General features: G+C 59.6%; 25 protein-coding genes. 11 read left to right on the forward strand and 14 right to left on the reverse strand.

All coding sequences use genetic code 11. The features are described from left to right. Positions 1-4: 4 nt before the first annotated feature. Both glyS and glyQ read right to left on the reverse strand, forming a co-directional pair. Complete coding sequence (glyS, locus tag BM155_RS06620; RefSeq protein WP_067149821.1) at positions 5-2086, reverse strand: glycine--tRNA ligase subunit beta; 2082 nt, start codon at positions 2084-2086, stop codon at positions 5-7. Continuing rightward, complete coding sequence (glyQ, locus tag BM155_RS06625; protein WP_067149823.1) at positions 2086-3042, reverse strand: glycine--tRNA ligase subunit alpha; 957 nt, start codon at positions 3040-3042, stop codon at positions 2086-2088. Before glyQ ends, glyS begins: the two co-directional genes overlap by 1 nt. A gap of 155 nt (positions 3043-3197) precedes the next feature. Between glyQ and BM155_RS06630 the strand changes: the two genes are divergently transcribed. Then, positions 3198-4088 (forward strand): lysophospholipid acyltransferase family protein, encoded by an 891-nt coding sequence (locus tag BM155_RS06630; protein WP_067149826.1) that lies wholly within the window; start codon positions 3198-3200, stop codon positions 4086-4088. Between the two features lie 39 nt (positions 4089-4127). Here the strand turns inward: BM155_RS06630 and BM155_RS06635 are convergent, their stop codons facing one another. The 9 genes from BM155_RS06635 to def form a co-directional block, all read right to left on the reverse strand. Next, a complete protein-coding gene (locus BM155_RS06635; RefSeq protein ID WP_074901849.1) occupies positions 4128-5315 on the reverse strand; it encodes an ABC transporter permease in 1188 nt (395 codons plus the stop codon). A gap of 4 nt (positions 5316-5319) precedes the next feature. Continuing rightward, positions 5320-6477, reverse strand: a complete 1158-nt coding sequence (locus tag BM155_RS06640) for an ABC transporter permease (protein ID WP_074901852.1) — start codon at positions 6475-6477, stop codon at positions 5320-5322. Continuing rightward, entirely contained in the window at positions 6474-7169 is a 696-nt protein-coding gene (locus tag BM155_RS06645; RefSeq protein ID WP_074901855.1) for an ABC transporter ATP-binding protein, read from the reverse strand. The genes BM155_RS06640 and BM155_RS06645 overlap by 4 nt, the downstream gene beginning before the upstream one ends. A 143-nt stretch (positions 7170-7312) precedes the next feature. Then, on the reverse strand, positions 7313-8356 hold the full coding sequence (locus BM155_RS06650; RefSeq protein ID WP_074901858.1) for an efflux RND transporter periplasmic adaptor subunit: 1044 nt from the start codon (positions 8354-8356) through the stop codon (positions 7313-7315). Between the two features lie 105 nt (positions 8357-8461). Further along, positions 8462-9913 (reverse strand): TrkH family potassium uptake protein, encoded by a 1452-nt coding sequence (locus BM155_RS06655; RefSeq protein ID WP_067149841.1) that lies wholly within the window; start codon positions 9911-9913, stop codon positions 8462-8464. A gap of 67 nt (positions 9914-9980) precedes the next feature. Continuing rightward, a complete protein-coding gene (gene trkA / locus BM155_RS06660) occupies positions 9981-11366 on the reverse strand; it encodes a Trk system potassium transporter TrkA (protein WP_067149844.1) in 1386 nt (461 codons plus the stop codon). 31 nt (positions 11367-11397) lie between these two features. Continuing rightward, entirely contained in the window at positions 11398-12705 is a 1308-nt protein-coding gene (gene rsmB / locus BM155_RS06665) for a 16S rRNA (cytosine(967)-C(5))-methyltransferase RsmB (protein WP_074901861.1), read from the reverse strand. After that, positions 12706-13668, reverse strand: a complete 963-nt coding sequence (fmt, locus tag BM155_RS06670) for a methionyl-tRNA formyltransferase (protein ID WP_067149850.1) — start codon at positions 13666-13668, stop codon at positions 12706-12708. 59 nt (positions 13669-13727) lie between these two features. Beyond that, positions 13728-14234 (reverse strand): peptide deformylase, encoded by a 507-nt coding sequence (gene def, locus BM155_RS06675; protein ID WP_067149852.1) that lies wholly within the window; start codon positions 14232-14234, stop codon positions 13728-13730. Positions 14235-14372: 138 nt separating this feature from the next. Here def and BM155_RS06680 point away from each other — a divergent pair, with 138 nt between their 5' ends. The 9 genes from BM155_RS06680 to BM155_RS06720 all read left to right on the forward strand — a co-directional run bounded on the left by BM155_RS06680 (position 14373) and on the right by BM155_RS06720 (position 22324). Beyond that, a complete protein-coding gene (locus BM155_RS06680) occupies positions 14373-15446 on the forward strand; it encodes a LysM peptidoglycan-binding domain-containing protein (RefSeq protein ID WP_067149856.1) in 1074 nt (357 codons plus the stop codon). A gap of 87 nt (positions 15447-15533) precedes the next feature. Next, positions 15534-16673 (forward strand): DNA-processing protein DprA, encoded by a 1140-nt coding sequence (gene dprA, locus BM155_RS06685; RefSeq protein WP_067149860.1) that lies wholly within the window; start codon positions 15534-15536, stop codon positions 16671-16673. 81 nt (positions 16674-16754) lie between these two features. Continuing rightward, positions 16755-18197 carry a catalase gene (locus BM155_RS06690; protein WP_067149864.1) on the forward strand — a complete coding sequence of 481 codons (1443 nt, stop codon included), beginning with the start codon at positions 16755-16757 and terminating at the stop codon, positions 18195-18197. A 370-nt stretch (positions 18198-18567) separates the two neighbouring features. Beyond that, positions 18568-19083: a 5-(carboxyamino)imidazole ribonucleotide mutase gene (purE, locus tag BM155_RS06695; protein ID WP_067149866.1), complete on the forward strand. Its 516-nt coding sequence runs from the start codon at positions 18568-18570 to the stop codon at positions 19081-19083. 10 nt (positions 19084-19093) lie between these two features. After that, complete coding sequence (tsaC, locus tag BM155_RS06700) at positions 19094-19660, forward strand: L-threonylcarbamoyladenylate synthase type 1 TsaC (RefSeq protein WP_231902419.1); 567 nt, start codon at positions 19094-19096, stop codon at positions 19658-19660. A gap of 55 nt (positions 19661-19715) precedes the next feature. Continuing rightward, a complete protein-coding gene (gene hemF, locus BM155_RS06705) occupies positions 19716-20624 on the forward strand; it encodes an oxygen-dependent coproporphyrinogen oxidase (RefSeq protein WP_067149869.1) in 909 nt (302 codons plus the stop codon). Positions 20625-20638: 14 nt separating this feature from the next. Then, on the forward strand, positions 20639-21085 hold the full coding sequence (locus BM155_RS06710) for a DUF6841 family protein (protein WP_067149873.1): 447 nt from the start codon (positions 20639-20641) through the stop codon (positions 21083-21085). Next, positions 21082-21906: a shikimate dehydrogenase gene (aroE, locus tag BM155_RS06715; protein WP_067149876.1), complete on the forward strand. Its 825-nt coding sequence runs from the start codon at positions 21082-21084 to the stop codon at positions 21904-21906. Before BM155_RS06710 ends, aroE begins: the two co-directional genes overlap by 4 nt. 16 nt (positions 21907-21922) lie before the next feature. Continuing rightward, positions 21923-22324, forward strand: a complete 402-nt coding sequence (locus tag BM155_RS06720) for a hypothetical protein (RefSeq protein ID WP_067149879.1) — start codon at positions 21923-21925, stop codon at positions 22322-22324. 33 nt (positions 22325-22357) lie between these two features. Here the strand turns inward: BM155_RS06720 and BM155_RS06725 are convergent, their stop codons facing one another. Next, positions 22358-22957, reverse strand: a complete 600-nt coding sequence (locus BM155_RS06725) for a LysE/ArgO family amino acid transporter (RefSeq protein ID WP_067149882.1) — start codon at positions 22955-22957, stop codon at positions 22358-22360. Between the two features lie 171 nt (positions 22958-23128). On the opposite strand from BM155_RS06725, the gene BM155_RS06730 reads away from it, so the two are divergent. Continuing rightward, entirely contained in the window at positions 23129-24031 is a 903-nt protein-coding gene (locus BM155_RS06730) for a LysR family transcriptional regulator ArgP (RefSeq protein ID WP_067149885.1), read from the forward strand. A gap of 34 nt (positions 24032-24065) precedes the next feature. Here BM155_RS06730 and BM155_RS06735 read toward each other — a convergent pair whose 3' ends face one another. Together BM155_RS06735 and BM155_RS06740 are read right to left on the reverse strand one after the other, a co-directional pair. After that, entirely contained in the window at positions 24066-24584 is a 519-nt protein-coding gene (locus BM155_RS06735) for a hypothetical protein (RefSeq protein WP_067149888.1), read from the reverse strand. 104 nt (positions 24585-24688) lie between these two features. After that, the gene (locus BM155_RS06740; protein ID WP_074901864.1) at positions 24689-25246 is read right to left on the reverse strand and encodes a gamma carbonic anhydrase family protein; all 558 of its coding nucleotides are present in this window, start codon (positions 25244-25246) and stop codon (positions 24689-24691) included. Between the last annotated feature and the right edge of the window lie 50 nt (positions 25247-25296).

Below are 25296 nucleotides of genomic sequence, written 5' to 3' on the forward strand. Positions count from 1 at the left end.
TTTACTATTTCGCTGGTACCAACAGAGAGATGTCCGCCACTTCGAGGAAGAGAGATTGCAACTGTGCCAGTAATGCCAAGCGGTTGTTGCGCAGTGCTTCGTCGTCGGTCATTACCATTACGTGATCGAAGAAGTTGTCGACGGTTTCACGCAGTCCGGCGAGACCGGCCAAGCCCTCGGCGAACATTGCTGCTTTGTACAGCGGTTCCACTTCGGTGCGCGCCGTCTGCACCTCTGCGTAGAGGGCTTTTTCCGCGTCCTCTTGCAGCAGCTGCTCGTTCACTTCACTGGGAACAGATCCCTCGAATTTGGCGAGGATATTGGACACCCGTTTGTTAGCCGCGGCCAGTGCTTCTGCCTCTGGGAGTTGGCTGAAGGCATGTACCGCGTGCACGCGGTTATCGATATCCAGCGGGCGAGAAAGTTTGCGGGCGGCCACGGACATAAAGACTTCTGCGGCGATACCCTGATCTTCGTAGCGGGCGCGGAAGCGCTCGAGAACGTAAGTGAGCGTTTGCTCGACAACGGTGTTGTATTCGCCCAGTGCGGTGCGCGGGTATTGGTCGCGGGCCTGCTCCAGCAAATCACGCAAATCCAGGTCCAGCTTCTTTTCCACCAGCAGGCGGATCACACCCAAGCTGGCGCGGCGCAGCGCGAAGGGATCGCGGGAGCCGCTGGGCGGTTGCCCGATACCGAAAATACCCACCAGTGTATCGAGCCGGTCCGCCAGGGCAATCAGGGTACCCGTTTCGCTGCGCGGCAGCTCGTCGCCGGCGAACTTGGGCATGTACTGCTCGTACATGGCCTTGGCCACATCCAGCGGCTCGCCGTCATTTTCCGCGTAGTAGTAACCGGCAATACCCTGCAGGTCGGGGAACTCGAACACCATTTCGGTGACCAGATCGGATTTGCACAGCAGGCCGGCGCGCTCGGCGAGGTCAGCGTTGGCGCCGGTCTTTTCGGCGATGGCGCGAGCCAGCGCCGCAACCCGCTCCGTCTTGTCATAGACACTGCCCAAGTGCTGCTGGAAGACAATTTTCTTCAACTTCTCGCGGCGGGATTCGAGGCTGGTCTTTTTGTCGGTTTCGAAGAAGAAAGCGGCGTCAGCCAGGCGCGGGCGTATCACCCGCTCGTTGCCGTGAATCACCTGGGCCGGATCGCGGCTTTCGATATTGGATACGGTGATAAAGAAGGGCAGCAGCTGGCCGTCCTGATCCACCACGTGGAAGTATTTCTGGTGTTCTTTCATGGACGAGATCAGTGCCTCCGCAGGTACTTCCAGGAAGCGTTCCTCGAAGCGACCGGTGAGGGCGACGGGCCATTCCACCAGAGCGGTGACTTCGTCCAGTAGATCCTCATCGATGACAGCCACGCCGTTGACGTTGTTGGCTTCGGCCATCACCTGTTCGCGGATGATTTCGCGCCGCTCGGCGAAATCCACAACCACGTAACCGGGGTCGCGCAATTGCCGCACATAATCACTGGCGGACGCGACTTCAAGTTCGCGGTTGCAGTGGAAACGGTGGCCGCGGGTGGTGTTGCCGGCTTTGAGTCCCAGAACTTCGCAGTCCACCACTTGGTCGCCGAACAGCATCAGCAGCCAGTGCACTGGACGCACGAATTCGGCCCGGCGCGCGCCCCAGCGCATGCGTTTGGGTATCGGCAGCTTGGCTAGTGCCTGGTTGACAATGTCCCCAAGCAGGGTCGCGGTGTCGGCACCTTTCTGCTCACTAACAAAGGCCAGTCGTTCGCCTTTATCGGTGTCGATACGGCTCAATTGCTCAACGCTTACCCCGTTGCTGCGCGCAAAGCCCTCGGCGGCTTTGCTGGGCTTGCCTTCTTTATCAAAAGCGGCGGCCACGGCAGGACCGAGTTTTTGTATCTGCTTGTCCCGTTGTTTTTCCGCCAGCTCGGAAACGGTCACCGCCAATCGTCGGGGTGCGGCGTAAGCTTTTACCGCGCCAAAATCCAGTTCGGCGGCTTTCAGCCCCTCGGTGACGCCTTCGGCAAAAGCGTCCATCAGCTTGCGCAGCGCTTTCGGCGGCAGCTCTTCCGTGCCCAGTTCTACCAAAAATTCCCGCGCCATTACTGCTTCTCCTCTTCTGCGACTTCTTCCGCCAGTATTTCTTTGCGAAGCGCCTCCGCGGCCAGCGGGAAACCGAGGGCCTTGCGTGCGTCGTAGTATGCCTGGGCCACTGACCGGGCCAGGGTGCGCACGCGCAGAATGTAGCGCTGGCGTTCGGTAACAGAGATAGCCTGGCGGGCATCCAGCAAATTGAACGCGTGGGAGGCTTTCATAACCTGTTCATAGGCCGGCAGCGGAAGGCCCTGCTCGATCAGGCGGCCGCTCTCACGCTCGCAGTGGTCGAAGGTGGCAAACAGGAACTCCACGTCTGCCTGCTCGAAGTTGTAGTGGGACATTTCCACCTCGTTCTGGTGGAAAACATCGCCGTAACTGACCGGGCTGCCGTCGGGGCTGCGGGTCCACACCAGGTCGTAAATGGACTCCACGCCCTGCAGGTACATGGCGATGCGCTCCAGGCCGTAGGTGATCTCTCCGGTGACTGGGAAACATTCGAGGCCGCCCACCTGTTGGAAATAGGTGAACTGGGTCACCTCCATGCCGTTGAGCCACACTTCCCAGCCGAGTCCCCAGGCTCCCAGGGTGGGGGATTCCCAGTTGTCCTCGACAAAACGGATATCGTGCACGGCAGGGTCGATGCCCAGGGCGCGCAGGCTGTCCAGGTACAGCTCCTGGATATTGTCCGGGGAGGGCTTCATCACTACCTGGTACTGGTAGTAGTGCTGAAGCCGGTTGGGGTTTTCGCCGTAGCGGCCGTCGGTGGGACGCCGGCAGGGCTGCACATAGGCGGCGTTCCAGGTCTCGGGCCCCACCGCGCGCAGGAAGGTGGCCGGATGGAAGGTGCCGGCGCCCACTTCCATATCCAGAGGCTGTAGAATGACGCACCCTTGGCGCGCCCAGTAATCTTGCAGGGCAAATATTAAGCCCTGGAAGGTGCTGAGGTCGTATTGCTTGGACACCGCTATCTCCGGATCAGTAAGTGCTTGTGTTCGCTGACTGGGGGCAAAGGGACGCAATTATAGCGGCAGCAGGTTGCGCGCTGAAAGCGCTGCGGCTGCGCGGCGGGTAGCCGGTGGCCATACTGAACACGAGTCCGAATGGAGAAGTAGTCGCATTGGATATTAAGAGCCGCTTGGCGGTGGCTGCACTCAAACTGGTTGGCAGATTGCCGCTGCGCTGGTCGCGCCGGCTCGGCCGCCTGTTTGGCCGCCTGGCAATTCTCAGCCGCAGCGATAGTCTGCGCGTCAGCCGTATCAATCTGCAGCTGTGCTACCCGGCCATGGACCCCGACCAGAGGGAGCAGCTGGCGCGGAACAGTGTCCTGCATACAGCCATGACCGGGTTCGAGGTGGCGACAATCTGGCGTCAGCCATGGAGTCGTAGCGAAGACCATATAGTGCGGGTGCGCAATCAACAGTTGTTGTGTGATGGTGTGGAAGAGGGCCGCGGTGTCTTGGTACTCATGCCACACACCGGCAACTGGGAAATCTTCGGCATGTATCTGGCCACCCTCGGCCCTTCCACAGCCCTCTACGCACCGCCGAAAATCGCCGCGCTGGACCCGATCATCCGCAGTGGGCGCGAGGCCACAGGTACCAACATGGTACCCACCAACGTGCACGGCGTACGCGCGCTGCTGAAGGCATTGAAGGCCGGCAATATCGTCATGGTATTACCGGACCAGGAGCCGGATATGGGCGGTGATTTCGCGCCCTTTTTCGGTAGGCCGGCACTTACTATGACGCTGGCTTACAACCTACTGCAACGCACCGGCTGCCGCTGCGTGTTTGGGTTTGGCAAGCGGGTTGAGGGTGGCTTCGAACTGGTGTTCCTGCCTGCGGAGCAGGCGATTTACAGCGATGAGCAGAAGGTGTCACTGGCGGCCATGAACCGCGGTGTTGAGGCCTGTATCGCCGAGGCACCGGAGCAGTATCAGTGGGAGTACAAGCGGTTCCGCAAGCAGCCGGAAGGCAAGAGTCGCATCTATCAGAAAAATCGGCGCTGACCGGAGTGCCCGCGGGCACTCCAGCCTTTTGAGGCACAATCACGCGCCGTTGCGGAATGCGACCACCACCGGTACCCGCGCGGCGCGCCAGGCGGGGAAGAAACCGCTGACGAAACCGATAAACAGGGCCAGAGCTGCGCCCTGCATAAACAGGTCCGGAGACACTTCGAAGCTGAACACCACCTGGGTAAAACTGCCGCCCAATGTGGAAGTGCTGAGGCCGTCGAAAAACAGAAAGGCAGCCAGAGAGCCCAGCAGACCGCCGGCCGCGGCAAGTACCAGCGCCTCGGCGACGGTACCGCAGAAGGCGGAAAAATTGCCGAAGCCGAGGGCGCGCAGGGTGGCGATTTCTTTCGCCCGGTCCGCCACCGATGTGTACATGGTGTTCAGCGCACCGGCGAGTGCCCCCAGAGCCATCACAAAGCTAATTACACGCCCGAAGATGGCCATATACCGCAACTGTTCCCCCTGATTGGCGAAATAGTCGCGCTCTGTCTGGATATCCAGATTCAGGCGCGGCTCACGCTCTATGGTTTCCCGCAGCGGCGCGAGATCGCCGGGGGTTTGCAGTTGCACGCGGATCGTCTGGTAGCTGCTGCCGCGGTTGTAGTGGGCCTGGACCATTGCCGCATCTGCCCACAGCTCGCTTTCAAACACATTGCCGCCGGTGGAGAAAATACCGACCACTGTCCATACATTTTTTCCGAAGCGTACTTCCTTGCCGATCTCAAAGCCGTCAAATTCCCTCAGCACACCGGCACCGACGATCATCTCGTTGGTGCCCGGAGTGAACATGCGCCCCTCCAGCAGATGCATATTTTCCCGCATGGCCATGCCCTTGGCGTTCAGGCCGCGCAGTGGAATATTGGCTTCTGTGCCACTGGCTTTTTTGATGCCGTCAACGATGACATAGAGCTCCGGTGAAATGAGCGGGCCCTGTGCGTCGCGGGCGATACCTGCAGACTCGGCCACCAGATTGACCTGCTCGCGGGTGAGCACACTGTTCAACTCCGCCGCCGCGCCCTCGCGCATTAAAATCGCCACGCGGTCCGATCCGGCGCCTTCCATGGTTGCCTCGAATCCCTTGGCCATAGCCAGAAAGGCCAAAAGTACCGCCACCACCACCGCCGAGGCTAGCACCATTGCCAGGGACATCCACAAGCGACGCGGCAGGCTGCGGATATTCATTGCGGTCACGGTGACAATTTGTGAAAAAAGAGAGCCCATTTCTTTACCCCCTGTTAAATGCCGTGACGATATTCAGGCGCAGCGCATTGAGCGCTGGGAGCAGGCCGGTGACAATCCCCAGCAACAACATATAGCCGACCGCTTGAATAACAATTTTGCCGTCCATGATCAGATTCGGCAGGAACTGGCCCATGGTGGATTTGATGCCTTCGAGCAGAAAGTAAGCCATCGCCAGGCCGGAGAGGCCGCCGAGCAGAGCGATGAGGAGGGATTCCGACAACACCATGCGGAATATTCTCGGGCTGGAAAATCCCAGTGTCTTGAGAACCGCGATCTCGCCAGTGCGTTCGCGAATGGCCAGTGCCATGGTATTGCCCACTACTACGAGAATGGTGAAAAATGCCATAAATACCACGCCGAATATAATCAGCCCGATATTGCCGATCTGTTCAATAAATGCCTTACTGAACGCTTTTTCGGTGCTTGTATCTGTCTCGTAAGGTGAGTTGGCAAACATGGCATCAATAGTTTTCGCCACCTGCTCATTCAAAGAAGCATCTTCCGTGGTCAGTGTCAGCCAGCCTATGGTGTCGCCACCGAAAGTGGCTGTCTCCTGAAAGTATTTGTAGTGGAATACCGCCATGCGAGTGTCCGCTTGCGCATCGGCATTGTGAAATATCCCCTCGACAACGAAATCCCAGGTCTGACCGCCGTCTCTGTGGGAAAAAATATTGGAGGAGATGGGCACCCGGTCGCCGATTTTCCAACCATACATTTCCGCAAGCTTCTGCCCCACCAATATACCCTGGCGGTTGCGCAGCCAAGCCTCGCGTTGTTCCGGTGGCACCAGTTGATCCGAATAGACGTCGAGATAGGATTCCGGTTCCACGGCCATCACACTGATGATATTTGCCGGCTCCTGATAGTAGCCGCCGAACCAGTTGAGGTGTGTTACATCCCGCACCCCTTCGACGGCAGCGACTTTGTGGAAGTAACTTTCCGGTAAGGGGACTGTGAAATTGATGCGGTTAAATACGACCAGGCGATTGTCTGCGGACATTTCCACACCCGCATCCAATGCACTTTTAAAAGTAATTATGGTGCCGAAAATCAGAAACGCGATAAAGATGGAAAAGCAGGTAAGAAAAAGCCGCAGCGGCTTCCTCGTCATGTTTTTGTAAATTAAATAGAAGTCACTCATGCCACCAATTCCCTTTGTACGAATTTGCCTTTGTCCAGATGGAGTGTCTGCTTGGCGTATTTGGCGGCGGCGGGGTCGTGAGTGACCATGACGATGGTTTTTCCGTGCTCACGATTCAATAGCTGCAGCATCTCCAGAACCTCGTCGGCGGTGGTGCGATCCAGGTCGCCGGTGGGTTCGTCGCACAGCAATAATTGGGGGTCAGAAACAATAGCGCGGGCGATAGCCACCCGCTGTTGCTGTCCGCCGGACATTTCACCGGGCATATGCTTGGCGCGGTCGGAAAGACCCACAAGCGCCAATGCGGTCTCCACATGTTTTTTGCGCTGGGCCCTCGACAGTTTTGTCAGTAGCAGGGGCAGTTCCACATTGCGCGCAGCGTTCAGCATCGGCATCAGGTTGTAGAACTGAAAAATAAAGCCGATGTTGCGGGCGCGCCAGCGGGTCAGGGCGCCTTCGCTGAGATTGTCCACCCGCGCGCCGTCGAACCAGATTTCGCCGGCACTGGGCTGGTCAACTCCACCGAGCATATTCAACAAGGTGGTTTTGCCGGAACCCGAAGGGCCCATAATGGCGATGAAATCACCCCGGTTGATGGTCAGATCGAGATCCTCAAATATAGTGATTTTTTCTTTACCTTTGACGAAACACTTACTGACACCTTTTAACTGGAACAATACATCCTGTGGCATTGATTGGCCCCTCGGCTATTTATTGAATTTTCATTTCGTATAAGTATTTCCCGCTAGAGAAGCACTGATTAATACTCGCGAAATCTGTGGTGAGATTCTCATCTGACCTCAATGTGTATCTGCCGCATTGTGCAGCATCTTAATCAGAGGTTTCCCAGTGATTCGCCGGTACTCAGAAAAGCCACTTTTACCCCCATATCAGGCAGAATTCGTGCATCCTTTCCGTCTATGCCGATGCGCACGCGCACTGTGGCCTTGGCGCGATCGGCGGTGGGAATGATCGCGACGACGGTAGCGGGAATATCCCAGTCCGGATAGGCATCCAGATTGGCGATAACTTTCTGCCCCGGCGATACCCTGCCAATAAAGGCCTCGTTTACATCTACTTCGATTTCCAGGGAGTTCATATCCACAATGGTGCAAATACCGGTACGGGTGAAGCCGCCGCCAGCGGAACTGGGCGCGACGATTTCACCGGGTTGAGCATTCTTTTGTGTAACAACCCCTGAAAAGGGTGCGCGAATCGTGTGGTCTTCTAGGTGCTCTCTCTGGCGTTCCACCTCGATTTTGGCCACTTCTATATCGGCGCGCGCGCTGGCCAGGTCCGCCTGAAGACTCGCCACGGTGGCCTCGCTCCGGGTCAGTTCGGCCTGGCTGGAATAGTCCTTGTCGCGCAGACCGGCATAGCGGATGCGCTGGCGTCGCGCCTCTTCCAGGTTGGCGATAATGCTGGCCTGGCGCGCCTGAAGCACCTTCACCTGGGCCTGGGCAAAGGCCAGATTCACCTTCGCCTTACTGTCGTCCAGACGGGCCAGCACCTGGCCCTCGGTCACATACATTCCTTCCTCTACATCCACACTCGAGATCAGACCCATCACTTCGGAGGACACGGTGGCAATGCGGCGCGCTGTGATATAGCCGGAAGCGTTGAGGACTGTCTCCCGTTCCCGGATGGCTGGGGGAGCAATTTCGTGCGCAGTGGTTTTTTTTACTGCGGCTGCGATGGCTGGCTGTGGTGCCTTCCCCTCTCCTTGTATTACCGATACCGCCAAAGCGCCCAGCAGCAGGCCGCCGAGCGCACCGACAGCGGCGGCAATCGCGCGCTGTCGTGCGGGCAAGGCAGTTTCGGAAGGCGCGTCCCGGTCAATACTCAGTTGACCGAGCAACTCGCGAGTGTTTTTGCTCATTAATGCTTTGCTTATTATTAGTGATTTCTAGCCGAGCTTTACTGTGGCAGATATTTAAATTTTTTACCACAGAAGCAGCGTACCACTTGCGCTGAGTGGAGAGGATCAGTGGCGCCAGAACGCTGGGGTGAGCAGTACCAGAAGAGTAAAGATTTCCAGTCGCCCCATCAGCATCGCCAGAATCAGAAACCACTTGGCCACTTCATTCACTGATCCGTAATGACTGGCCGCTTCCCCCAGGGCGGGGCCGATATTGCTGAGACAAGAAGCAACGGTAGAAAACGAGGTGACGAAGTCTTCACCGGTGGCCATAACGATAATTGTCAGTACAAAGAAAGAGAGAATATAAACGGCGAAGAAACCCCACACGGCGTCGGTGACCCGCTCGGGCACCAGTTTACGGTTTACCTTGATCGGTACCACCGCATTGGAGTGCACCAAACGGTTCAGTTCCCGCAGGCCGGATTTCATGATCAGCATGACCCGCACCGCCTTGATGCCTCCGGAGGTAGAGCCGGCGCAGGCGCCCATAATACCGAGCAACAATAAAAAATAGGGAAGGAAGGCGGGCCAGGCGGTAAAATTTTCCGACGCGAAACCAGCGGTGGTGCCGATGGAGACCACCTGGAAAAATCCGTGCAGAAAACTGCTGCCCGGAGAGAACATCCCCAAGAACCAGAGATAGCAGCTGATTAGCAGCCCGGCGGAGACAGTGAGAGTCGCATAAAAGCGGAATTCCGAGTCGCGCCAGTAGTGCGTCAGGCTTCGGTTGCGGAAGGCGAAGAAGTGCAGGCCAAAGTTGATCGCGGCGGTGAACATGAACAGGATGCAGATGGTCATGATCGCGTGGTTGTTGGCGTAGAACCCCATGCTGTCGTCGTGGGTCGAAAAGCCGCCGTTGGCCACGGTGGAAAAAGCGTGGGCCACCGCGTCGAATACCGTCATGCCCGCCCACCAGTAGCCCAGGCCACACAGTAACGTCAGGGTGATGTAAATAACGAACAGTGCACGGGCTGTCTCGGCGATGCGCGGGGTCAGCTTGGTGTCTTTCACTGGGCCTGGGATTTCCGCCTTGTACAACTGCATGCCGCCGATGCCCAGCATGGGTAGAATGGCCAGGGCGATCACGATCACGCCGATACCGCCGAACCACTGCAATTGCTGGCGGTAATAGAGAATGGCCGGTGGCAGGTTGTCCAAGCCGGTAATGACAGTGGCGCCGGTGGTCGTCAGTCCGGAGATGGATTCGAAAATGGAGTCCGTGATCCCCAGAGCCGGCTGCGGGCTGATGATTAGGGGCAGGGCACCGAAACTGCCCAGTACCAGCCAGAAGAGGGAGGTCACCACAAAGCCGTCGCGGGTGCGCAGTTCCTGGTGCAGATCGTGTACCGGCAGCCACAAAAACAGACCGGTGATCAGCGTAATCACAAAAGCGGCGCCGAAGGCCGTATGGGTGCCGTCGTCGTACCAGAGAGACACGGCAATTGGCGGCAACAGCGTCAGGCTGAATACCGTCAGAAGGATTCCGAAAACTCGCGTTATTACCGCTATCCGCATCGGCGCTATTCAGCCTGTTGTCTGTCCTGAAAACGGGTAGATCGCCTTTTTCCGCCCGCATCCGCAGTTAAAAGAAACTGAAGCCCACCTGGAATAATTGTTCCACATGGCGTGTTTGTCGGCGGTCCACCAAAAAGACAATGACGTGGTCATTCGTCTCCACCACTACGTCGTCGTGGGCGATCAGCACTTCGCTGCCCTGTTCCGTTTCCCGCACTATGGCGCCGATTGAGGCGCCCTCGGGCAAGTCGATATCCTCGATCTTTCTGCCCACCACCTTGGAGGTACGTTTGTCGCCATGGGCGATGACCTCTATTGCCTCGGCAGCGCCGCGGCGCAGCGAGTGCACGTTGACCATGTCGCCGCGGCGGACATGGGTGAGCAGGCTGCCAATAGTGTTTTGCTGCGGCGATATGGCGATATCGATTTCCCCTCCCTGCACCAAGTCGACGTAGGCGCGGTTATTGATCAGGGTCATCACCTTGCGCGCACCCAGGCGTTTGGCCAGCAGAGAGGACATGATGTTGGCCTCGTCGTCGTTGGTTACCGCAAGGAAAACATCCGTGTCTTCAATGTTTTCTTCCAGCAGCAGATCCTGGTCCGAGGCGCTGCCGTTCAGCACGATGGTATGGGAGAGTTCCTCTGACAGAAAAACGCACCGCTCGTGGCTCTGCTCAATGATTTTTACCGCGTAGCGGTTTTCCAGTTTGTGCGCCAAGCGCAGGCCGATATTGCCTCCTCCGGCGATGGTGACGCGTTTATAGCCGTGTTCCAGGCGGCGCAGTTCGCTCATGACTGCGCGGATATTGGCGCGCGCGGCGATAAAGAACACCTCGTCGCCGGCTTCGATCACTGTGTCGCCCTGGGGAATGATCGGGGTGTTGCGGCGGTAGATGGCGGCCACGCGGGTGTCCACCTTGGGCATATGCTCGCGCAGGTAGCGCAACTGGCGGCCCACCAGCGGACCGCCTTTTACCGCTCGTACCGCCACCAGTTGCACCCGGCCATCGGCGAAATCCAGCACTTGCAGTGCGCCCGGGTGCTCAATCAGGCGCGCGACATACTCGGACACTAGGTGCTCCGGGCTGATCAAGACATCGATGGGAATAGACTGGGTGTCGAACAGCTGGGGGTGCTGCAGGTAGGCGCCGGCGCGCACCCGGGCGATCTTGGTGGGCACCCGGAACAGGGAGTGGGCGATCTGGCAGGCGACCATGTTGGTTTCGTCGTTGTTGGTTACCGCCACCAGAATGTCGGCGTCTTCTATCCCCGCTTCCAGCAGAATATTCGGGTGGGCGGCATGGCCGATCACGACGCCGATATCCAGGCGGTCGCGCAACTCCCGCAGGGTTTTCTCGTCGCTGTCCACCAGCACTATATCGTTGCGCTCGGAGGCGAGGCTTTCTGCCAGTGAGCCGCCCACTTGGCCGGCGCCGAGAATGATAATTTTCATAGACTGTCGAAGTTCGCGGTTCGGGCCGCTGTTATTCGGCTTTGCTCAGCAGAGCGTAGTAGAAACCGTCGCCACCGTCCGGCTGCGGAAACCGCTGCACACCCGCGATTTGGGGTTCGCCCCAGAGCGCGCCATTCAGCGTGTGCGGCGTATTGTCGCTCGCATCCTCCGCCTCCGCAACGAAGCCTGCCACCACCTCGGCGTTCTCCGCCGGCAGTATCGAGCAGGTAGCGTAGAGCAGGCTGCCGCCGGGTTTGAGCAGTGGCCACATTGCCCGCAGGATTCTGGCCTGAAGATCCGCCAGTTCGGCGATATCCGCTTCGCGGCGCAGCAGTTTGATATCCGGATTGCGGCGGATGACGCCGGTGGCGGAGCAGGGGGCGTCGAGCAAAATGCGATCGAAGAGCTGTCCGTCCCACCAGGCCGCGGGTTCGGTGGCATCGGCACAGATCAGTTCCGCCGCGAGGCGGGTTCTGCACAGATTTTCCCGCACGCGGTCCAGGCGCTCTTCATCTATGTCAAGCGCGCTCAGCGCAATCGATGGCTGCTGTTCCAGCAGATGGCAGCTTTTGCCGCCGGGCGCCGCACAGGCGTCCAGAATCCGCTCGCCCGCCGCGGGTTGGAGCAGTTGTGCCGCCAGCTGCGCCGATTCGTCCTGTACGCTGACCAGACCCTCATTGAAGCCGGGCAATTGATCCACTGCACGGGGCTGGGCGAGCGTGATGCCCACCGGCGAGATGTCGCAGGGGGTGGCGGATATACCGGCCGCCTGCAATTGGTGCAGATAGTCATTGCGGGAAATCTTGCCGCTGTTGACCCGCAGCGTCATCGGCGGGCTGGCGTTGTTGGCGCGGAAAATCTCCCCGGCCCGATCGGGCCAGGCGGCTTTTATGCGCCGCCACAGCCAGTCCGGATGCGCGGAACTGAACTGTGGGTTACCGGATAGTTTCCGTTGTAGCTGTTCGCGGCTGCGCTGATAGGCGCGCAGTACACCATTGATAAGACCGGTGGCGCGATCCAGCCCCAGTTCGCGGGCGGCATTAACTGTGGCTGAGATGGCGGCGTGGTCGGGAATGCGGGTGTACTCCAGCTGATAGAGGCCGAGTAACAGCAGTGCCTCAATTTCCCTATCCGCCGGCCGCCTGCGCAGCAGCTTCTGCGCCAGCAACTGCAGCCGCGGCGCGGTGCGCGCGCTGCCGTAGCAGAGTTCACGCAGCAGCGCCCGGTCGCGTTCACGCACCTTGCCTTCGACCAGCGGCAACTGTTTTGCCAGGGAGCCCTGGTCCGCAAACAGGGCCGCCAGCACTCGCGCCGCCTGGGCGCGGACATCGGCAGTCATTTATTCACCCAGCCGCACACCGGGTGCGAAGAGCGCCCGGTAGCCTTTGAGTATCTCTTCTGCTGGCAGGGCTTTTTTGCCTGGCAGTTGCAGCAGCTGCAGCCGTAGCGCCTCGCGGCCGCAGGCAACCAGTATGCCCTCGGCGTCGGCGGAGAGGATGGTGCCGGGGATGTCGCGGTGGCAGCCGCGCTCCAGTTGCGCCTTGTAAATGCGCAACCGCTGCTTCCCTTTTGCATCGCTACAGGTGGTCCAGCAGACGGGGAAAGGGTTGAAGGCGCGAATTTGCCGGTCCAGCTCCTCCGCTGGGCGGAGCCAGTCGATGCGCGCTTCTTCCTTGCTGATTTTGGCGGCGTAGTTGGCCTTGGTGTCGTCCTGGATTCGCGGTACTGCGGTGCCGGCAGCCAGTTGTTCGAGGGCTTCCAGCAGGGCCGGCCCACCCAGACCTGCCAGTTTGTCGTGCAAGCTGCCACCGGTATCGGCCGGGGTGATCGGGCAGCGCTTTTCCACCAGTACGGGGCCCGTGTCCAGGCCCGCTTCCATCTGCATAATGGATACGCCGCTGACCGCATCGCCGGCCTCAATGGCGCGCTGTATGGGGGCGGCGCCGCGCCAGCGCGGCAATAGGGAGGCGTGCACATTAACGCAGCCCAGGCGCGGTGTATCCAGTACCGCCTGCGGCAGTATCAGGCCATAAGCGACCACTACCATCAGGTCGGCATTCAGTGCGGCCAACTCTGCCTGTGCCGCTTCATCGCGCAGGCTCTGGGGCTGGTAAACGGGAATTTCGTGCTGCTGTGCCAGCTGTTTGACCGGGCTGGCCTGCGGCTTTTTTCCGCGCCCGGCGGGCCTGTCCGGCTGGGTGTAGGCGGCGATTACCCTGTGCTGGCTGTCGAGCAGTGTCTGTAAGTGTACGGCGGCAAACTCCGGTGTGCCGGCGAAAACAATATTCAATGGTTGCGTCATGGGTTCCGCTGTGGAAGGGCCGCCGGGGTCCCCCGGCGGCGAATCAATTCAGAAGGTCTTCAGGCGCGTCTGCGGTGGGCTTTTTCCAGTTTGGAGCGGATGCGGTTGCGTTTCAGCGGCGACAGGTAGTCGACAAACAGTTTGCCGTCCAGGTGGTCCACTTCGTGTTGCACGCATACCGCCAGCAGGCCCTCAGCCTCCAGAGCGAAGGTCTCGCCATTGCGGTCCAGGGCCTTGACGCGCACCTTGCGCGGCCGCTCCACCGTTTCATAAAAGCCGGGCACCGACAGGCAGCCCTCATCGTACTGGTGTATCTCCTCGTCGAGCACCTCGATTTCCGGGTTGATAAACACCAGCGGTTCGTTTTGATCTTCGGAAACATCGATCACCACGATACGCTGATGGACGTTTACCTGGGTTGCGGCCAGGCCGACACCGGGGGCGGCGTACATGGTTTCGAACATGTCGTCCACCAGTCGGCGCAGCTCGTCGGTTACTTTTTCGACCGGTTTTGCGACTTGGCGCAGGCGCGGATCGGGAAATTCGAGGATCTCAAGTTTGGCCATAACACCGTGACAAACTTCTAGTATTCATGGAACTTGCGCTGATAACATAATGATCGCGCTCGATATTTGCCGCTAAACCACCGGGGCGGTGGCCTGGCGCCGTAAGATTATAGCGATAAAGAGCATAGGAATGCTTCAATGAGAAAAATTATTCTGGCGGCCACGGCCCTGTTGCTGGCGGTGGCCTTTGGCATTCAGGCGCAGGACCAGGTGCGCCTCAACCCGGACCACCCGGATGTTTATGTGGTACAGGAGGGGGACACGCTTTGGGATATCTCCGGCCGCTTCCTCGCCGAGCCCTGGCAATGGCCGGAAATCTGGCAGGTTAACCCCCAGGTGGAAAACCCGCATTTGATCTATCCCGGCGACCGGCTGCGCCTCGTCTATGTGGAGGGCCAGCCCCAGTTGCACCTGGAGCGGGGACCGCGTGGCTACAAACTGAGCCCGGCGGCCGGAACGAACAGTTTGCACCCGCAGGTGCGTCGCGAACCCCTGGCGGACGCAATACCGGCGATTCCGCTGGACGCTATCAACGCTTTCCTTTCCCGCACCCGTATTGTCGCACCGGATGCCTTCAAAGGCGCGCCCTATGTAATCTCCGGTGCCGATCAACGCATTTTGATGGGGGCCGGTGAAAGGATTTACGCCCGCGGCGATTTCCGTGAGCCGCTGGCCTCCTACGGTATCTATCGCCCCGGTCCCGTCTACGCGGACCCGGTCACCGGCGAGATACTCGGCCGCCAGGCACTGGACGTGGGTTCCGCTGACCTGTTCCAGCTGGACCCGGATCACCGCGAAAACTTTGCCGTGGCCACGATGCAAGTTACACGTACGGCCCGCGAGATTCGCCTGGAAGACCGGTTGTTACCGGTGGAGGAGCGCTCTATCGCGGCCCTGTTCCAGCCCGGTGCGCCGGCGGTGCCTGTGGACGGCTACATCCTCGGTGTGGACGAAGGTGTAACCCAGATCGGCAAGTACGATGTGGTCGTGGTGAATCGCGGCGAGCGCGAAGGGCTGCAACCCGGCCATGTGCTGTCTATTTACAAGCAGGGCGCTACGGTTCGCGACCGTATCGAGCGCGATACTGTGAAGTTGCCGGACGAGTACGCTGGCGTGATGATGGTATTCCGCACCTTCGAGAAGATGAGTCTGGCGCTGGTGCTCGAAGCGGACCGGCCCTTGGAAGTTATGGATCTGGTGCGCAACCCCTAAAGGCGTTCCACGCGCACTGCCTTGCGTGCGGCGGCACCGCCACTTGGGGCTGCCGCCCACACGCAAAAGCACGAGAAGCCAATTCGCATGGATGCGTTGACTGCTACCTTGGCGCTGTTGCGGCTGGAGGGTTTGGGCCCCGGCCGCTACTGGCAACTGATCGAACATTTCGGCGACCCGGTCGGGGCGCTGCAATCTCTCTCCGAATTCCCTCCCAATCGTTTCCCCGAACGGGTTCAAGGCCAATGGCGCGAGTTGGCAAGGCTCGGTGAGCACAGCGCGCAGGTCGCCTGGGCGTATGCGGAACAAGAACGCTGTGCTGCCGCCGGGGTGCGGCTGTTGTCCCACAGCGAAGACGACTATCCGCGCCTATTGGCGGAAATCTCCCGCCCGCCGCCGCTGCTCTATGTGCGCGGTGCCGTTGAGGCCTTGCAGCTGCCGCAGATTGCGGTGGTGGGGGCCCGGCGGGCCAGCCGCAGCGGACTGGACAACGCCCGCGCTTTTGCCACCGAGCTGGCCGGCAGCGGTTTTGCGGTTACCTCCGGCCTTGCGCTCGGGGTGGACGCCGCGGCGCATCTCGGCGCGCTCAAAGCCGGGGGTGTAACCCTGGCGGTGCTCGGCAGCGGTGTGGACAGGCTCTACCCGCGCCGTAACCAGCCACTGGCGGAGGACATTGTTGCTGGCGGTGGAGCCATCGTCAGTGAACAGCCCATGGGCAGTGCCCCGGAAGCGAGCAATTTCCCGCGGCGCAATCGCATTATCGCTGGCTTATCCCTGGGGGTATTAGTGGTGGAGGCCGCGCTGCGCTCAGGTTCTCTGATCACAGCACAACTGGCCCTGGAGCAGAACCGAGAAGTGTTCGCCATCCCGGGCTCAATCCACAATCCGTTGGCTCGCGGCTGCCACAAATTAATCAAGGAAGGCGCGGCGTTGGTCGAGACCAGTATGGATATCGTCCAGCAACTGGGTGGCCTTCTGGCTCAGCCGCCGGCTGACGCGCATGAACCTGGCGGCGGAATTCTGGAAACACGGCAGCGGCGTCTGGTGGAAGCATTGGGCGGGGATCTCCGCACGCTGGAGCAATTGGCGCGGGATACCGGTGAGGATACGGGCCCCCTGATGGCGCAGTTGCTGGAGCTGGAGTTGGCGGGGATAGTGGAGCAGTTGCCCGGCGGTTATCAATTGACGCCCGCCGGGGCGGCCCACCTGCAGGAAACGATCGATTAGAAGAGGTCTTGCCCGTCAACCGGTTCGCCGTGCATCGCGGGTCCGACAATACTGATTCGGACTTGGAACAGGAGGTAGCCAATGGCGGACAAACCCACTCTCACCACCACGGCCGGTGCGCCTGTACCGGATAACCGCAACAGTCTTACCGCAGGGCCGCGAGGGCCCCTGCTGCTACAGGACTATCAGTTGATCGAAAAGCTGGCGCACCAGAACCGCGAGCGGATTCCCGAGCGCACGGTACACGCCAATGGCTGGGGTGCGCACGGCACTCTGAAGATTACGGGGGACCTTTCTCGCTATACCTGCGCCAAGGTATTGCAGCCAGGTGTTGAGACCCCTATGTTGGCACGATTCTCCACCGTTGCCGGAGAGCGTGGCGCCGCGGATGCGGAGCGGGATGTGCGAGGTTTTGCGCTCAAGTTTTATACCGAAGACGGCAACTGGGATTTGGTGGGCAACAACACGCCGGTATTCTTCGTTCGCGACCCATACAAGTTCCCGGATTTTATCCACACCCAGAAGCGTCACCCGCGCACTAACCTGCGCTCACCGACCGCCATGTGGGACTTTTGGTCCCTGTGCCCGGAAAGTATCCATCAGGTCACCATACTGTTTTCCGACCGCGGCCTCCCGGTATCGCCCATGCATATGAACGGCTACGGCTCTCACACCTATTCCCTGTGGAATCACAGCGGGGAGCGCTACTGGGTCAAGTTCCATTTTAAGACTCAACAGGGGCACAAGTACTTCACCAATGCAGAAGCGGCGGAAGTGATTGGTCACAGTCGCGAGAGCTATCAGGAGGCGCTCTACGGCGCCATCGAAAGGGGCGACTATCCCCGGTGGACCATGCAGGTACAGGTGATGCCGGAAAAGGATGCGGACAAAATGCCTTTTAACCCTTTTGATCTCACCAAAGTCTGGCCACACGGCGATTTCCCGCCCATCGATGTGGGTGTGATGGAACTCAACCGCAACCCGGACGATTACTTCGCCGAAATAGAACAGGCGGCGTTCTCACCATCGAACATCGTGCCCGGTATCGGCCATTCTCCGGACAAGATGCTCCAGGCGCGCATCTTTGCCTATGCCGATGCCCACCGCCACCGTCTCGGTACCCACTATGAACACCTGCCAATCAACGCGCCCAAATGTCCGGTGCACAACTACTACCGCGACGGAGAAATGAACACTACCGGCTGCCGGACTGGAAATCCGGATGCCTATTACGAGCCGAACTCTTTTGCAGGTCCGATTGCGGATCCCCGCGCCAAGGAACCGCCGCTGGCCATATCCGGTGATGCCGATCGCTACGAACACAGCGAGGGCAATGACGACTACAGTCAGGCCCGCGCCCTTTTTAATCTGTTTGACGATGGCCAGAAAGAGCGCTTGTTCGAAAATATCGCCGAGTCCATGTCCGGCGTACCGGAAGAGATCATTCGGCGCCAGTTGGGGCACTTTGCAAAGGTCCACCCGGACTATGCCGATGGTGTCAGGGTCGCATTGGGCATACGCTAGGGAACCTCTGATTAATTTGTGTGAACGCTTTGGTTAGTTCCGTGGCGCTCAGGCAATAGGATGGCCATTTCGAAAACGCACGAGTACTTCCCTGTATCCGACAGTTTCGAAATGGCCATGCTATCACTTGAGCTTCTCATCTAGCGCCAAAGAATTTTTACCGTCAGGAAGCGAATTAATCAGAGGTTCTTCGGGGGCGGATGTGAAGCTCAGGTGAGCTGTCGCTGAGCCCGAGGTGCTTAGATAGAGGGGAGGCAATTCGAAAGCGCATCAGGCTGCTGCTGTAGTTTCGTTGGAGAGCGCCTTGTCCGCGGCGGCGCAATCGGCTAGATTGCCGCGCTTCCTGCATGCCAGAAACAAGAGAACCGACATGAGCAAGCCTTTTGTAGCCATCCTGATGGGCTCCGACTCGGACCTGCCAACCATGGAAGCCGCCTTCGACGTGCTGGAGAAGTTCGGTATCGACTACGAGGTGAAAGTCACTTCGGCGCACCGCACGCCGGAAAATACCCACAACTATGTGGTCGACGCCGATAAACGCGGTTGTGCTGCTTTTATCTGTGCCGCCGGCATGGCCGCCCACTTGGCGGGTGCCGTTTCCGCCACCACCCTAAAGCCGGTGATCGGTGTACCGATCAACGCTTCACTGGACGGACTGGACGCACTGCTTTCCACTGTGCAGATGCCCGGTGGTATTCCTGTGGCAACTGTGGCCATCGGCAAAGCCGGTGCCAAGAATGCCGCCTATCTGGCCGCGCAGATTATCGGCGTGTCCGACGCAACCATGCACCAAAAACTGGTGGATGAGCGCCGTGCCAATGCGGAGGCCATTATTGCCAAGGACGCTGAGCTGCAGAAACGCCTGCAAGAGCGCAAGGCCAAGTAAGCCTGGCGCCGTGCGCTATTCTCCAATCGCCGTAAAAAAAGCCGCTCGCGCTCTGGCCGCGGGCGGTGTTATCGCCCACCCCACGGAGTCTGTGTGGGGGCTCGCCTGCGATCCGAATAACCACCGGGCAGTGCAGCGCCTGCTGCAGCTGAAGGACCGGCCTGTGGCGAAGGGGCTGATTCTGGTTTCCGGAGAAGAGCGACATTTCGCCGGCTTGCTGGATCCGCTCGATGAGCGGCAGTTGCGACAGATTCACACCACTTGGCCCGGTCCGGTCACTTGGTTGGTGCCACACTGCGGCCGCGTTCCTTCCTGGATCAGCGGTGCCCACCAATCGGTGGCACTGCGCTGCACCGACCATCCCTTTACCGCTGCGCTGACGCGCGCTTTTGGCGGCGCTATTGTATCCACCTCCGCCAACCCTTCCGGCTGTCAGCCGGCGAGGCACAAGTACCAAGTTTTGCGCTATTTCGGCGACACCCTGGATTTTGTCGGTGGCGGCGCCACCGGTGGCCGCAATGCGCCCAGCGAAATCCGCGATCTGATCAGTGGTGAGGTATTGCGCCCCGGCGGTTGAAAATCCACTCTGGCCAGCGGCCGGAGACTTTCCCACAACAGAGCGGTTTCACACCATGAGTCAAATTGATATCGAGGCGGTAAAACATTATTTGCTGACGCTGCAGGATCGTATCTGCGAGGCGCTAAGCGCCGAAGACGGCACTCCCTTTCGCGAAGACGTTTGGAGCAGGCCCGGTGGTGGTGGTGGCCGGACCCGGGTGCTGGAAGAGGGCGCTTTGATTGAAAAGGGCGGGGTCAACTTTTCCCACGTCCACGGCGAGGGGTTGCCGCCCTCAGCCACCGCCAACCGCCCGGAACTGGCTGGCCGTTCCTTCAACGCGATGGGGGTGTCCCTGGTGATCCACCCGCGCAATCCCTATGTGCCCACCAGTCACGCCAACGTACGCTTGTTTGTCGCAGAAAAAGACGGTGAGGCGCCGGTTTGGTGGTTTGGTGGTGGTTACGATTTGACGCCTTATTACGGGTTTCACGAGGATGTGGTGCACTGGCACCGCACAGCGAAAAAAGCCTGTGACCCTTTTGGGGCCGACGTCTATCCTCGATTCAAGCAGTGGTGTGATGAATACTTCTATCTCAAGCACCGCGGTGAGGCCCGGGGTGTCGGCGGACTCTTTTTCGACGACTTTAACCAAGGCGGGTTCGACAACGCCTTCGCATTGATGCGCTCGGTGGGCGACAGTTACTTGGACGCCTATTTGCCAATTGTGCGCCGGCGCAAGGACACCGACTATGGTGAGCGGGAACGGCAGTTCCAGCTCTACCGCCGCGGCCGCTACGTGGAATTCAACCTGGTGTACGATCGCGGAACCCTCTTCGGACTGCAAAGCGGGGGCCGCACTGAATCGATTTTGATGTCTTTGCCATCGCTGGTGCGATGGCAATACGATTGGCAGCCGGAGCCGGGCTCCGACGAGGAAAAACTGTACACGGAGTTCCTGCCCCGTCGCGAATGGATTGAATAAACAGGGAGACTGTCGTGCACAAAGTGCGACTGGAAGAGATCAACAGGCTGTTTCAGGACTACCGACGCCAACTGGAAGGGGGAGACGGCTTGCAGGTTGCCGACTTTTACCGTTTCCCTCTGCACTACTACCGCGAGGATAGCGGCAAGGAGGCAATGTCCAGAGAGAAGTTTGTGCAGCAGGTGGCCAGGCTGCTGAAAGTCTACCGTCGCCTGGGAGTCAGTCAAATAGTCGGCTCTGTCACCGATATTATCGAGGTGAACACCAATAGCAGCCTGGTGACACTGAACTGGATTCTGTTGACCGCGCAGGGGGAAAAAAGCGTGGAGCTATACAACACCACCGTCCGCTATCTGGTTAGCGATACCGATGCCGGACTTAAAATCGACAGCTTGATCATGGTGGACGAGGCGACAAAGATCCGCCGCGCCGTGCGCGCACAAGGGAGACAGCGCAAGTGACGGACAACTACGCGGTCGTGGGCAATCCGATTGCCCATTCGCTCTCGCCGCGCATTCACGGTGCCTTTGCCGCGCAGACCGGGCAGGATATCCACTACGGGCGGCAACTGGTGGAAGAGGGGGCGTTCGCGGCCTTTGCGCGGGGCTTTTTCGCCAGTGGCGGCTGCGGATTGAACGTCACTATGCCCTTCAAGCTGGACGCCTGTGACTTCGCGGACGAATTGACCGAGCGCGCCCGTGCCGCCGGCGCCGTCAATACCCTCAAGAAACTGCATGATGGCCGTGTGCTCGGCGACAATACGGACGGCGCCGGTCTGGTTTCCGATATTCGCGACAACCTGGGGTGGGTAATCCGCGATAGGAGGGTCCTGGTGCTCGGAGCCGGCGGGGCCGCCCGCGGGGTACTCTTGCCGCTGCTGGCGGAAACACCGGAGCGAATTCATATCGCCAACCGGACTGTGGCAAAAGCCGAATGGCTGGCTAAAGAATTCTCCGCTGACGCCGAAATTACAGCCGGCGGCCTGGAAGAATTTCCGTGCGCCTTCGACCTCATAATCAACGCCAGCTCCGCCGGTCTCAGCAACGAAATGCCGCATCTGCCGGAAAAAATTCTCGGCGAGAACTGCAAGGCCTATGACATGGTGTACGGCGCGGAACCGACGCCTTTTATGTGCTGGGCTAAAGCACGGGGCGCCACTGTGGCAGACGGCCTGGGTATGTTGGTGGGACAAGCCGCGGAGTCTTTCTTTCTGTGGCGGGGCCTGAGGCCGGATGTCGCGCCGATACTGCAGCAGCTGCGGAAAGAATTGCAGAACAAGTAGTCTAGGGGGATTTTTTGTGCGTGAGTTTCTGCGGAACCTGTCGCTTTGTTTTGCCGCGGGCGCCTTTGGCGGTCTTTGCTACGCACTCGGACTCTGGGCCATGGGGCACTACGGCTTTACCCGCTGGCTGGGGGTTGATATTGCCCCGCACCTCTCCGCTGGCTACCTGTATCAGCGCATCGTATGGGGCGGTATCTGCGGGCTGATTTTTTTACTGCCCTGGCACAGATCCTGGTTCTCCCGGGGGTTTTGGCTGTCGCTGATCCCGGCCGGTGTCTTGTTATTTCTGCTACTGCCAATGCGCGGCTATGGCCTCGGCGCTCTTTCTCTGGGCCTGATGGCGCCCCTGGTGATCATTCTCGCTTGTGCTATTGGCGGCATCGCCGCTTCGGGGCTTTTGCGCGCCGAAGCCAGATAAGCACGTCATTACCCACGCAAATCAAGCCGGGACTCAGTGGCTCAGCAGCAGCTGGCTGGCCACACTGAACATCATCACAGCCACACCCAAGTCAAGCAGGCGCCAGGTTGCTGGACGCGCCAGCCAGGGCGAGAGCCAAGCGGCACCCAGGGCCAGGGTAAAAAACCAGGCCAGGGAGGCGCTGGCGGCGCCCAGTGCATAGGCGCCGGGTGCGGGCTGCTGGGCACCGAGTGAGCCGATCAGCAATACGGTATCCAGATATACGTGCGGGTTGAGTAGAGTCACAGCCAGTGCGGAGAGCAAAACCGCCCGGCGCGAACGCGGGACTGAGTCGGGAGTTTGGAGCCCGCTAGGGCGAAGCGCTCGCATCAGCGCCTTGATTCCGTACCAGAGCAGAAAAGCCGCGCCGCCCCAGCGTGCCACCGCCAACAGTGTCGGGCTTTGCAGCAACAGAGTGGCCAGGCCGAAAACGCCAGCGGAAACCAGTATCGCATCGCACAGCACACAGAGCGCTGCCACTGGCAAGTGATGCTCACGGCGCAGACTCTGGGCCAGGACAAACGTATTTTGCGCACCTATGGCCACGATAAGCCCGGCGGCCACTAACAGGCCGTTCACATAACTTTGCCACATCTCAGCATACTCCTCGCGGGAATCCGGGTACACGGAAGCAGCGGAACAGCGTCGCAAGCGGTGTTTGGGTTCTCATGGGGCAATCATATGGGCAGAGATAATAGTGGTGAGTGTGTCGCGAAAGAATATATAAGAAAAACAAATTTTCATGATGATGTATTAGAGAAATTGATGTTTGACTATAAATTGCTTTTTGCACTTGCCGCCGTGGTGGAGCAGGGTGGCTTTGAGCGGGCCGCAGTGGCACTGGGTCTGTCCCAATCGGCGGTGTCACAGCGAATCAAGCTACTGGAAGCCCGGGTGGGGCAGCCGGTACTGGTACGGGCGACACCGCCCCAGCCGACGGAATTGGGGCGGCATTTGCTCAACCATATCCAGCAGGTGCGCCTGCTTGAGCGCGACCTGACAGAGCTGGTACCGACGCTGTCTGAGGGCGGCGGACCCGAGCGGTTGCGAATTGCGATAAACGCCGACACGCTGGCGACTTGGTGGGCCCCGGCCGTGGCTGAATTCTGTGCGGCGCAGCGGGTATTGCTGGACCATGTGGTGGAGGATCAGGAGGTCGGGCTCAAGCGCATGCGCGCCGGGGAGGTAGCTGCCTGTGTGTGCGCCTCCGAGCGTCCGGTAGCCGGTGCCCGCAGCGTCCTTCTGGGTGCCATGCGCTACCGGGCTTTGGCAAGCCCCGGCTTTATCGCCCGCTATTTTCCCAGAGGCGTGACATCCGAAGCACTGGCGCACAGTCCCGCCATTGTGTTTGGGCCGGACGACTCACTCCAGCACCGCTACCTGGAATCTCTGGGGGTGAGCGGCAACTTCGCCCATCACCTGTGCCCGTCCGCGGAGGGGTTTGTATGCCTGGCTTCCGCCGGTCTCGGTTGGGGGCTGGTACCGGAACTGCAGGCGGTGGGAGAGCTGGCCCGGGGGGAGCTGGTGGAGCTGCTGCCGGATCGCCCGGTGGATGTGCCGCTCTATTGGCACTATTGGCGCAACGGCGGCGCCCTCTTGGACGAGCTCACCCGCCAGTTGCTGCACCGGGCGAAAAGCCTGTTGGTGCACCAGAGAGCCCCGGACTGATTTATGCAGGCGTCGCGGTAAGACTCGAGGGGGCTCAGACGGAAAAATCAACGTCCAGCAGACAGCAGCTTTGCGCATAGCCCATCGCCCGCTTGATCGTGGGGTAAACGGAGGCAGTGGCGACACAAACGCCCAATTCTATGCGTTGGCGTTTTTCCAGAATGGTGTCGATGCGCTCTTCCAGCTGGGGATCAATGTCCTGGTGGCCGGCCACTGCAGTGGCGAAATCAAAGATATCCTTCAGCTTGTCCGGCAGGTGGCTGCCGCCCTGCAGACAGGCCTGCACCAGTGATTTATCCAGTCCCGCTTCCAGGGCCATACGCACGCTTAACTGGAGGCAAGCGCCGCAGTCTGCCACCTGCATAGCGGCAAGTTTGCTGACCCAATAGATGTCAGCCGACAGGAATTCCCGGTGGTGGGAAAGCGGGCGAAAATTGGCAAATTTCTCGTAGCCCTTCGGTGAGGCGTGAAGGAACTCCTTCAGATAATCCATATCGTAGCGGTAGCGCCGGGAGAATGCTTCTATCTCTTGCAGATGTTGTTCCGGTGTCATGTGGTAGCTCCTTGCGTTGACAGACGATCGACACTTCGGCGACCCGCCAGTTTCGGAGAGAATCATGACGGATTGAGCCGGGCAACTGCTCGAGCGGCGGAAGTTTAGGATTGTTGGCACTCAGCTAGGTACTGATTCTTTAACTTTACGTAGTTGTCGGCAGAATAACGGAAGAAAGCTTTTTCTTTATCGGTTAACCGCCGCGCGGGTTTGGCCGGTGAACCGACGTAGAGGTAGCCGCTCTCCAGTGTCTTCCGCGGCGGTACCAGAGCGCCAGCGGCGAGCACGACCTCGTCTTCAATAACGGCGCCGTCTAATACAATGGCCCCGATACCGATCAATACCCGGTTGCCGACAGTACAACCGTGCAGACACGCTTTGTGGCCAATAGTCACGTCGTCGCCGATGGTCAGCGGCCAGCCTTTCGGGTTGAAGGGGCCGGCGTGGGTGATGTGCAGCACCGCCCCATCCTGCACACTGGTGCGCGCGCCGATGCGGATGCGGTGCATATCGCCCCGCACAACCGCCATGGGCCACACGGAGCTGTCGTCTCCCAGGGTCACGTCGCCGATGACGGCGGACTGCGGGTCTATATAAACACCCTGGCCGAGCTGGGGCGATTTTTCACGGTCTGAATCTCCGAGGGCACGCAGTGGGGACATCATCAATCTCCTGTACAATCGGCGCCCTATCATAGCCTTATCCTACACGT

Origin of the sequence: Microbulbifer thermotolerans (assembly GCF_900112305.1) — a bacterium.
Classification (GTDB): domain Bacteria; phylum Pseudomonadota; class Gammaproteobacteria; order Pseudomonadales; family Cellvibrionaceae; genus Microbulbifer; species Microbulbifer thermotolerans.

Bases quoted from the DNA above. Each gene is read 5' to 3' on its own strand.
- purE (WP_067149866.1), top strand. From the start codon at position 18,568: ATGAGCAAGCCTTTTGTAGCCATCCTGATGGGCTCCGACTCGGACCTG.
- BM155_RS06725 (WP_067149882.1), bottom strand. From the start codon at position 22,957: ATGTGGCAAAGTTATGTGAACGGCCTGTTAGTGGCCGCCGGGCTTATC.
- hemF (WP_067149869.1), top strand. From the start codon at position 19,716: ATGAGTCAAATTGATATCGAGGCGGTAAAACATTATTTGCTGACGCTG.
- BM155_RS06680 (WP_067149856.1), top strand. From the start codon at position 14,373: ATGAGAAAAATTATTCTGGCGGCCACGGCCCTGTTGCTGGCGGTGGCC.
- BM155_RS06730 (WP_067149885.1), top strand. From the start codon at position 23,129: ATGTTTGACTATAAATTGCTTTTTGCACTTGCCGCCGTGGTGGAGCAG.
- BM155_RS06650 (WP_074901858.1), bottom strand. From the start codon at position 8,356: ATGAGCAAAAACACTCGCGAGTTGCTCGGTCAACTGAGTATTGACCGG.
- fmt (WP_067149850.1), bottom strand. From the start codon at position 13,668: ATGACGCAACCATTGAATATTGTTTTCGCCGGCACACCGGAGTTTGCC.
- trkA (WP_067149844.1), bottom strand. From the start codon at position 11,366: ATGAAAATTATCATTCTCGGCGCCGGCCAAGTGGGCGGCTCACTGGCA.
- def (WP_067149852.1), bottom strand. From the start codon at position 14,234: ATGGCCAAACTTGAGATCCTCGAATTTCCCGATCCGCGCCTGCGCCAA.
- glyS (WP_067149821.1), bottom strand. From the start codon at position 2,086: ATGGCGCGGGAATTTTTGGTAGAACTGGGCACGGAAGAGCTGCCGCCG.
- BM155_RS06635 (WP_074901849.1), bottom strand. From the start codon at position 5,315: ATGGGCTCTCTTTTTTCACAAATTGTCACCGTGACCGCAATGAATATC.
- BM155_RS06640 (WP_074901852.1), bottom strand. From the start codon at position 6,477: ATGAGTGACTTCTATTTAATTTACAAAAACATGACGAGGAAGCCGCTG.
- BM155_RS06740 (WP_074901864.1), bottom strand. From the start codon at position 25,246: ATGTCCCCACTGCGTGCCCTCGGAGATTCAGACCGTGAAAAATCGCCC.
- BM155_RS06735 (WP_067149888.1), bottom strand. From the start codon at position 24,584: ATGACACCGGAACAACATCTGCAAGAGATAGAAGCATTCTCCCGGCGC.
- dprA (WP_067149860.1), top strand. From the start codon at position 15,534: ATGGATGCGTTGACTGCTACCTTGGCGCTGTTGCGGCTGGAGGGTTTG.
- BM155_RS06690 (WP_067149864.1), top strand. From the start codon at position 16,755: ATGGCGGACAAACCCACTCTCACCACCACGGCCGGTGCGCCTGTACCG.
- rsmB (WP_074901861.1), bottom strand. From the start codon at position 12,705: ATGACTGCCGATGTCCGCGCCCAGGCGGCGCGAGTGCTGGCGGCCCTG.
- BM155_RS06655 (WP_067149841.1), bottom strand. From the start codon at position 9,913: ATGCGGATAGCGGTAATAACGCGAGTTTTCGGAATCCTTCTGACGGTA.
- BM155_RS06645 (WP_074901855.1), bottom strand. From the start codon at position 7,169: ATGCCACAGGATGTATTGTTCCAGTTAAAAGGTGTCAGTAAGTGTTTC.